This is a genomic window from Neisseria flava, assembly GCF_982712965.1.
In genome coordinates this window covers 1-7316 of the sequence record NZ_CEXQBZ010000064.1, presented here as the reverse complement: position 1 = coordinate 7316, position 7316 = coordinate 1, and the positions used below count along the sequence as shown (strand labels likewise).

Below are 7316 nucleotides of genomic sequence, written 5' to 3'. Positions count from 1 at the left end.
TGCCTCGCCTTGCCGTACTATTTGTACTGTCTGCGGCTTCGTCGCCTTGTCCTGATTTAAATTTAATCCACTATAAAAGAAAAGTCGTCTGAAAACATGGAAGACAAGTTTTCAGACGACCTTATAAAGGCAACTTACCTAACGGTTATTCCTGTTCATGCAGAATAAATGGTGAGCAACCTATTCTATTTTAAACAGTTATAGGGCAATCTCTACTTAAAACAGCAATGAAGTAGGATCTCCGTCTGCCGGCAGATCATATTTTGGATAGGAAGGTGTAGAAGCTGCCGGCGGAGGGGTGTATTCGGCAGCTTTGGGTTTTCTCGGCGAGTATTCCGAAGCTGCTTTCGGAGTCGGAGTATCTTCGGCATCTATTTCGATTTCAGAACCGGTAGGCAATACTTCATCTTTCACAGGGGCGGGTTTCGGCATGACTTTCGGTTTGCTGAAGGCACTGGAGCCACTCATCCATGCCAAGGATTTCAGCGGGGTTTTCAATTTGACGCCTTTAGCACAGGTCAAACAGTTTGTCGCCCCGGTACGCGCCTTCAAAATTGCATCAATACGGGCGGCATTAATCGTTTTGCCGTGCGCCTTAGCCCAAGCGGCAATACTTTTTTTCAGGGCATCGGTATCGAGGTTCTTTTTATTGTAAGGATCGCGATATGCAGCCAGCCAAAGATTTTTATTGGCATCTTCGTTGAGGCTGGCAAGTTGGTAAATAACAGAAGCAGGGGCGCCGGTTGCGATGGTTTTTGCAAATTCAAGCGCATCCGGAGACTTCATGCGCACGCAACCGTGGCTGCGGACACCCGGTACGCTGGCAGGCGCGTTCGTGCCGTGAATGCCCAAACTGAATTTCGGGTCGCCCAAACGGACAAAAACAGGACCCAGAGGATTATTGGGGCCGGGCGGTACGGATTTGACGCCGTCTCCGCGTTCTTTCTGAATAGATTTCGGAATGTGCCAAGTAGGATTAAAAGCTTTGGCTCCGATTTTGTGTTCCCCAAGGTTTGTTTGGGTCATGGCTTTGCCGACAGCAACAGGATAAATTTTTGTTAGTTGTCCGTCGGTATAGAGGAACAGACGCTGTTGCGGAATGTTGATGACAACATGTTGACCTTGTGAAACGGGCGAAACATCAGGAACGGGTGTGTTGGCAGTTGCGTAGGCGGTCAGAGCCGCGAGGCTTGTACTGAAGAGAATTTTTTTCATGTTTTAAAATTTAAAAAGGGGGTGGAAATATTTCGGGCAATCATACCTGAATCTTTTTGGTTTTGTGCGAAAATACACGTTTTTGCAAACGAAATATGCCCTGTCGGGCAAAATGGATTTTCTTGATGAAGATGCTGACAGATAATAAGCGATATGATGGCGAGGCAGATGTTTTTTCTTTGGATTATGAAGGAAGAGGTGTTGCGCGCGTTGATGGTAAGGCATTGTTTATTGAGGGAGCGATGCCGGGAGAACGGGTACGGTTTGAAATCATACGTTCGAAAAAACAATTTGATGAAGCACGGGTAATTGACATCATCCGATATTCGGAAAATCGAGTTAAACCGAAGTGTAGGCATTTTGATACATGTGGCGGTTGCTCAATACAGCACATCGATCCGACAGCCCAGATTGCATTTAAGCAACGCATTATGGAAGAACAGTTGGAACGCATCGGCAAAATCCGACCTGAGCAGATTCTCCCTGCTATATATGGAACGCCATGGCATTATCGGGATCGTGTCAAACTGAGTATTTCAAAGGATGCAGGTGGTCATCTGAAAATCGGTTTTAAGGCAAAAAAGAGCCATGAAGTGATTGATGTCGATTCATGCGTGGTGTTGCCGGCTCATATTTCTGAGAAGTTGCCAAAAATAAAGCAAATGTTGCAAAGTTTGATAGATTTGGATTTGCTATTTATTGAATTTTTCAATAGTGAAAAACTAACGGTTTTGAACATTTGTTCCAGAAAAAAACCGCCTAGTCAAAAATTGAGACAACTTGAAAAATGGTTTGATACGATACTACGTTGTGAGAAAAAGCAGTGGCAGATTTGGCTGCAAGCCGGAAGACAGGAGGCTCAGCTATTCTATCCAAAAGATTGTCAGCCTTTGGGATATGCTTTGCCTGAGTTTGAGGTTGAAATGCCGTACAAACCCGGGGATTTCATCCAGATTAATGCAGGTTTAAATGGAGTGATGGTTGGCAGAGCTTTGAAACTTCTGGATATTCAGAAAAACGAGCGTATTGCAGATTTGTTTTGCGGGCTTGGAAACTTCAGTATCCCTATGGCAAAAAGCGGGGCTGAAGTGGTTGGAATTGAAGGTGAAGGTTCGTTGGTTAAGAGGGCTCGAAACAATGCTTCGGCTAACGGTTGTTCCGATAGGGTATCCTTCTTTGAAGCGGATTTGTTTGAAACAGATGAGGCTGTGGTAGCGTCATGGGGTCAATTCGACAAGATGTTGCTTGATCCCCCGAGAGGTGGTGCCTATGCTGTTGTCAAATCACTACATGCTCCGTATTTGCCGGTAAAGATAGTATATGTTTCTTGCAATCCGGCAACCTTTGCCAGAGATGCGGAAGTATTGGTAAATAAGGGTTATAGGCTGAAATTTGCAGGCGTAATGAATATGTTTGCACAGACTTCGCATGTCGAATCTATAGGTGTCTTCGATTTGGAAAATGGTATATAGGTATTTGCAAAATGGTTTTTTATGTAATTATCGGTTGAATCATGTTATCATAATTCACTCAGAAAATAAGATGATTCGGCAATTTTGATGGTTGCCGGATATGAATATAAAATATAGTTTGTTTGCTGCTCCACAGTAACGGGAGGTGTTCTTGGATTATTCACTTTTAATCGTATTGTTGGCGCTTTTGTTGGTTGTATTGTTGTTTGTCCGTTTCAAGCAAAGCGGAACGACACATAAAAAAACAACTAAGGTTGCCAAATCATCAATACATCATAACAAACCAAATCAAAAAGATGAGGATGCTGTTACTCCGGATTGGATGGATCAGGTCAATCAGTCTGTTTCTGATACTAAACAACAGGATTGGGAATGGGGTGGTGGCGAGACTTCGGGTTCAACGGCATCAGTATCTGCTCAGGAAGTCGATCCTCTGACTGAATATCAGGTGTACAAACAGTTCGGTTATGAAAGCAAGGCTGCAGAGTCTTTGGCAGGGTATCTGAACGGGTTGGGCGATGGGGCTCCCGAAAAGCTGGTTCATGAATTAATCGGGTTGAGCCTCCGCGTAGGCAATGTCGATATGTTGGCTGATGCGTTGGAAAAACACGGATTGGTTTTGTCCGAGGAGAGTTTGGCTGAATACGTTAAGGTTGGTTTAATGACTGAGCCGACGCACTTGCGCCTGCGTGTTTTGGCTGAGGAGCGTTTGAGATGGAGCTTGCAGGAAATTGAGCGCAGAATTGGTGAACCTTCAGGAATCGAAGATTCTTCAGAATCGGATTCAACTTCTTCAGATGATGTTCAGCACACTTCTCCAACTTCTCAAGCTTCAAAACGTTCTTTAATTGTGTTAGGGAAAAAAGAATTTAATGACATCACCCCCGAGGAAATGGGTGCAGTCATTGGATTTGTTAAGCCTGAGCATGGTGCGAAAATTTTGAAGGATAAGGTTGATTATAAAACAGCAGTACAACAATACAACCGTGCTATTCAAACCTCTCCAAAACCTGCCAGCTTAATTATTGATGCTTTGAAGTTGGACTACCAAAATGAAGAAATTGGTCAGTTCGCGCAACATTTATGGAAGCTTTATCACTCACTCGGACAATATGGCCGCCAAGTGAAAGAACGGATGCTCGGCTGGGGATATAGTCTAGGTTACCATGAGGTTTTTGATGATTTGGAAAAGGGACCAAATGAGAATCGCGTGAAAGAAATTGGTTTGGCCAGAGGTTATTTACAGCCCACTTCTTTGCAAATGAAAGCGAAATACCGAGATTTGGTACAAAAAGACTCGTCCGTTATCAGCATGAATTCATCACCTGCTGATGAGGCTCTAAAAGAAGTCGAGTCCTTATTGATGTATGGTCAGTTGGATTTGGCTGTTGATACTTTAGAGCAGGCTGTACTGCAATATCCGCAAGAGTCTCAGTTATATATCATGTTGTTTGATCTTTACGAAAGAGTTGAAGACTGGGCACGTTTGGAACAGTTCTTACGTATCTTGCGTGAACGGGTTGTCAGTTTGCCGGAAGAGGTTATTTTGGCTATGAGCCGCTTGCTTCAACGCGTAAATCAATATTCAAAAAAATAAAATAACATTTAGAGAGTACCATCTATGGACAATCTGTTACCTAAAATTAAAACCATACGGGTTATGCTTCGTGATATGGATGAGCAGCAGGAAGCTGTATTCCGTATGGCTTTCAAAATGCACAATACGACGAATTATCAAATCATCGGTACTGATTCTGTTGAAAAGCCGGATTTGGTTCTGGTAGATACAGATACGGCTGACGGTATTGAGACTTGGAAAACGTTGAAAATCGAATATTCCGATATTCCAGTTGCGATGTTTTGCTCACAAGAACCTTCTGTGGAGACGCCATATCTCCCTAAGCCAGTCAAATTCGATACCTTGTTTCCTGTATTGAGAAGTTTAGCTCAAGGAGGCAATGTTTTTAATCCCGCTGATAGTGAGACAGCAAAACAAAATACTCAGGGTAATGGTGGTGCCGAAGGAGAGCGAAAAGCAACAATCAAACGATTTAACCCGAATAAAGGATTGTTGGGAGCATTGAAATTCGCTAGTCAAGGTCATCAGGATATTGCTGTTTTACATGAAGGTAAGCCAGTATTGATAGTTTTCCCAAGTATTCAGCGTGTTTTGTTGACTGTTAATGCGCATGATTTGGAGAGCCTTTGCAAAGACGACAATCTTTCTGTGGTATGCAAAGTAGTGCCTGACAATCCTCAATGGAAGGAAAAAGCCAAAGTTACCATTATGTCTTGTCTGTGGCAGATGGCGATTTGGACCGCACAAGGTCGTCTGATTTATCCGATGACGCCTCAAACTATTTTTACATTGAAACGTTGGCCCAATCTGACCAGGCTGGCTCCTGTGCCTGAATCTATGAGGCTGTCCGCCTTTCTGACTAAAACATCGGTTAATCTGAATATCCTCTATAAGGTTATGCCGTTGGAGATGCCCGATATATTGAATTATCTTGCAGCTACCTCTGTAACTGGTTTCTTGGCAACGGACACTGAATACGCACACAATCAGACCAACGTTTCCGAACAAGTTGATGTAAATAGCAATGTGCCTGATAGTCAGATGGTAAAAGATGCCGAGAAGATTGCAGGACCGTCGCAAGAGCAACCACGCGGACTGCTGCAACGATTGATGCGTAAGTTATTGGGAAAACGATAAGAAGGACATGTAATGAAGGAAAATAAGATTATCTTTACCGGTCCGGTCGGAGTGGGTAAAACAACAGCTATTTCAGCTTTGTCGGATGAACCTCCTGTACAAACGGACGCATCAGCTTCCGATATGACGTTGGTGCGAAAAGGTTATACTACTGTAGCAATGGATTATGGAGTTATTCATTTGGATGAAGAGGTGAAAGTCCATCTTTATGGTACACCAGGGCAGGAACGTTTTAATTTTATGTGGGAAATTTTAAGTCAAGGTAGTATGGGTTTGGTTCTGCTTTTGGATAATACCCGTACTAACCCACTAAAAGACCTGCAATTTTTCTTAGAGGCTTTTCGTGAATTATTGAAAAAAGCCCCGCTGGTTGTCGGTGTTACTAAGATGGATATTCGATCACTGCCAAGCGTTGACGTTTATCAGAAATACTTGGCTCAAAATAATTTTAATGTGCCGGTATTTGAGATTGATGCTCGAAGAGAAGATGATGTAAAACAATTGGTAAGTGCAATGTTGTTCTCAATCGACCCGGGTTTAGAGGTATAAAATAAATGGAATCGACTCTTTCTTTACAATCAAATTTATATCCTAAAGTTACACCGGCAGGGGCATATTATGCGGTGACGAGTGATACCCCCAGTGCCAGCCGCACTTTGTTATATAGCTTGCTGAAGGCAAGTCCGACAGAGGTTATCAGCAGTGAGAAAATTTTGGCATGGGCAGATACCAGTAATATTGATACCGCTTTGAATTTGCTGTACCGCCTGCAACGCCTTGAGTTTCTGTATGGTGATGAAAATGTCAGTAATGAGGAGATACATCTTACTGACGAGCAATTGCCTTCTGTATTGGAGCAACTTTCAAGCTCAGGTAAGGCATTATTGGCAGATGAGAACGGATTGTATTTTGCAAATGCGAATTTCCATCACGAGGCTGCCGAAGAGTTGGGGCTTTTGGCCAGTGAAGTAACAAAGATGGACAGTAGCCATCGCCTATTAATCCGTAATAATCTGCATATTAATAATAATGCATGGGGTATTTGCGATCCTTCAGGACAAAGTGAGTTGACTTTCTTCCCTTTATATATCGGTAATACCAAGTTGATTTTGGTTATCGGCGGTATGCCTGACTTGAACAAGGAGGCATTTGTAACCTTGGTCAAAGTTTTATACCACCGCTATGGCAGCCGTTAACACACTATATACCGATTATTATTTTAGAATGGAATATGTATGCAACAATTATTGATTTCTGTATTAAGCGATTTGAATAATACCTCTCCTGATATTACTGCTTCAGCCGTTATTTCTACTGACGGTTTGCCTATTGCAACTATGTTGCCGTCGCATTTAAATGCAGACCGTGTTGGTGCGATGTCAGCAACATTGTTGGCATTGGGTAACCGCTCCGTCCATGAGTTGGCTTGCGGTGAGCTTGATCAGGTTATGGTGAAAGGGAAGACTGGTTATATTTTGCTGAGTCAGGCAGGAGAAAACGCGGTTTTGGCTTTGATGGCAAGAGAAAGCGGTAAGCTGGGCTTGATTTTGTTGGATGCCAAGCGTGCTGCGAAGCATATTGCTGAAATTCTATAAATTCCGGTATTTATCCGTATTTTAGGAACTTACACCATTGTATTTTTTAAAATAGTGTTGACGTAAGTTACTTCTTTCTCTATAATCCGAAATCTTTCCCCGATAGCTCAGTCGGTAGAGCGACGGACTGTTAATCCGCAGGTCCCTGGTTCGAGCCCAGGTCGGGGAGCCAATTATAAAAGCCTGATTATTTCAGGCTTTTGCCTTATTCACTGAGAGGTCGTCTGAAATATTTCAGAAGGAGACCTTTGCAAAATTCCCCAAAATCCCCTAAATTCCCACCAAGACATTTAGGGGATTTCTCATGAGCACCTTCTT

The 7316-nt window shown here is 43.0% G+C and carries 7 protein-coding genes and 1 tRNA gene; 7 read left to right on the top strand and 1 reads right to left on the bottom strand.

The window, feature by feature from the left end; translation table 11 throughout:
- Positions 1-216: 216 nt before the first annotated feature.
- Positions 217-1215, bottom strand: coding sequence for a L,D-transpeptidase (locus AC5M9B_RS03900; protein ID WP_070654372.1), 999 nt, complete (start codon positions 1213-1215; stop codon positions 217-219).
- 95 nt (positions 1216-1310) lie between these two features.
- Here AC5M9B_RS03900 and rlmD point away from each other — a divergent pair, with 95 nt between their 5' ends.
- The 7 genes from rlmD to AC5M9B_RS03865 all read left to right on the top strand — a co-directional run bounded on the left by rlmD (position 1311) and on the right by AC5M9B_RS03865 (position 7170).
- On the top strand, positions 1311-2687 hold the full coding sequence (rlmD, locus tag AC5M9B_RS03895; RefSeq protein ID WP_070654373.1) for a 23S rRNA (uracil(1939)-C(5))-methyltransferase RlmD: 1377 nt from the start codon (positions 1311-1313) through the stop codon (positions 2685-2687).
- A gap of 145 nt (positions 2688-2832) precedes the next feature.
- Positions 2833-4284, top strand: a complete 1452-nt coding sequence (locus tag AC5M9B_RS03890) for a tetratricopeptide repeat protein (protein ID WP_487648278.1) — start codon at positions 2833-2835, stop codon at positions 4282-4284.
- Between the two features lie 24 nt (positions 4285-4308).
- Positions 4309-5403, top strand: a complete 1095-nt coding sequence (locus tag AC5M9B_RS03885; protein WP_070654375.1) for a response regulator — start codon at positions 4309-4311, stop codon at positions 5401-5403.
- A 12-nt stretch (positions 5404-5415) separates the two neighbouring features.
- On the top strand, positions 5416-5952 hold the full coding sequence (locus tag AC5M9B_RS03880) for a GTP-binding protein (protein WP_003743737.1): 537 nt from the start codon (positions 5416-5418) through the stop codon (positions 5950-5952).
- A gap of 5 nt (positions 5953-5957) precedes the next feature.
- Positions 5958-6599: a peptidase M23 gene (locus tag AC5M9B_RS03875; protein ID WP_070654376.1), complete on the top strand. Its 642-nt coding sequence runs from the start codon at positions 5958-5960 to the stop codon at positions 6597-6599.
- Between the two features lie 39 nt (positions 6600-6638).
- The gene (locus tag AC5M9B_RS03870; RefSeq protein WP_003743735.1) at positions 6639-6998 is read left to right on the top strand and encodes a roadblock/LC7 domain-containing protein; all 360 of its coding nucleotides are present in this window, start codon (positions 6639-6641) and stop codon (positions 6996-6998) included.
- Positions 6999-7094: 96 nt separating this feature from the next.
- Positions 7095-7170, top strand: a tRNA-Asn gene (locus tag AC5M9B_RS03865).
- The last annotated feature ends 146 nt before the right edge of the window (positions 7171-7316 follow it).

What these genes read in the sequence shown, in the direction of transcription:
- AC5M9B_RS03900 (WP_070654372.1), bottom strand. Translation starts at nt 1,215, where the DNA reads ATGAAAAAAATTCTCTTCAGTACAAGCCTCGCGGCTCTGACCGCCTAC.
- rlmD (WP_070654373.1), top strand. Translation starts at nt 1,311, where the DNA reads ATGCCCTGTCGGGCAAAATGGATTTTCTTGATGAAGATGCTGACAGAT.
- AC5M9B_RS03885 (WP_070654375.1), top strand. Translation starts at nt 4,309, where the DNA reads ATGGACAATCTGTTACCTAAAATTAAAACCATACGGGTTATGCTTCGT.
- AC5M9B_RS03880 (WP_003743737.1), top strand. Translation starts at nt 5,416, where the DNA reads ATGAAGGAAAATAAGATTATCTTTACCGGTCCGGTCGGAGTGGGTAAA.
- AC5M9B_RS03875 (WP_070654376.1), top strand. Translation starts at nt 5,958, where the DNA reads ATGGAATCGACTCTTTCTTTACAATCAAATTTATATCCTAAAGTTACA.
- AC5M9B_RS03870 (WP_003743735.1), top strand. Translation starts at nt 6,639, where the DNA reads ATGCAACAATTATTGATTTCTGTATTAAGCGATTTGAATAATACCTCT.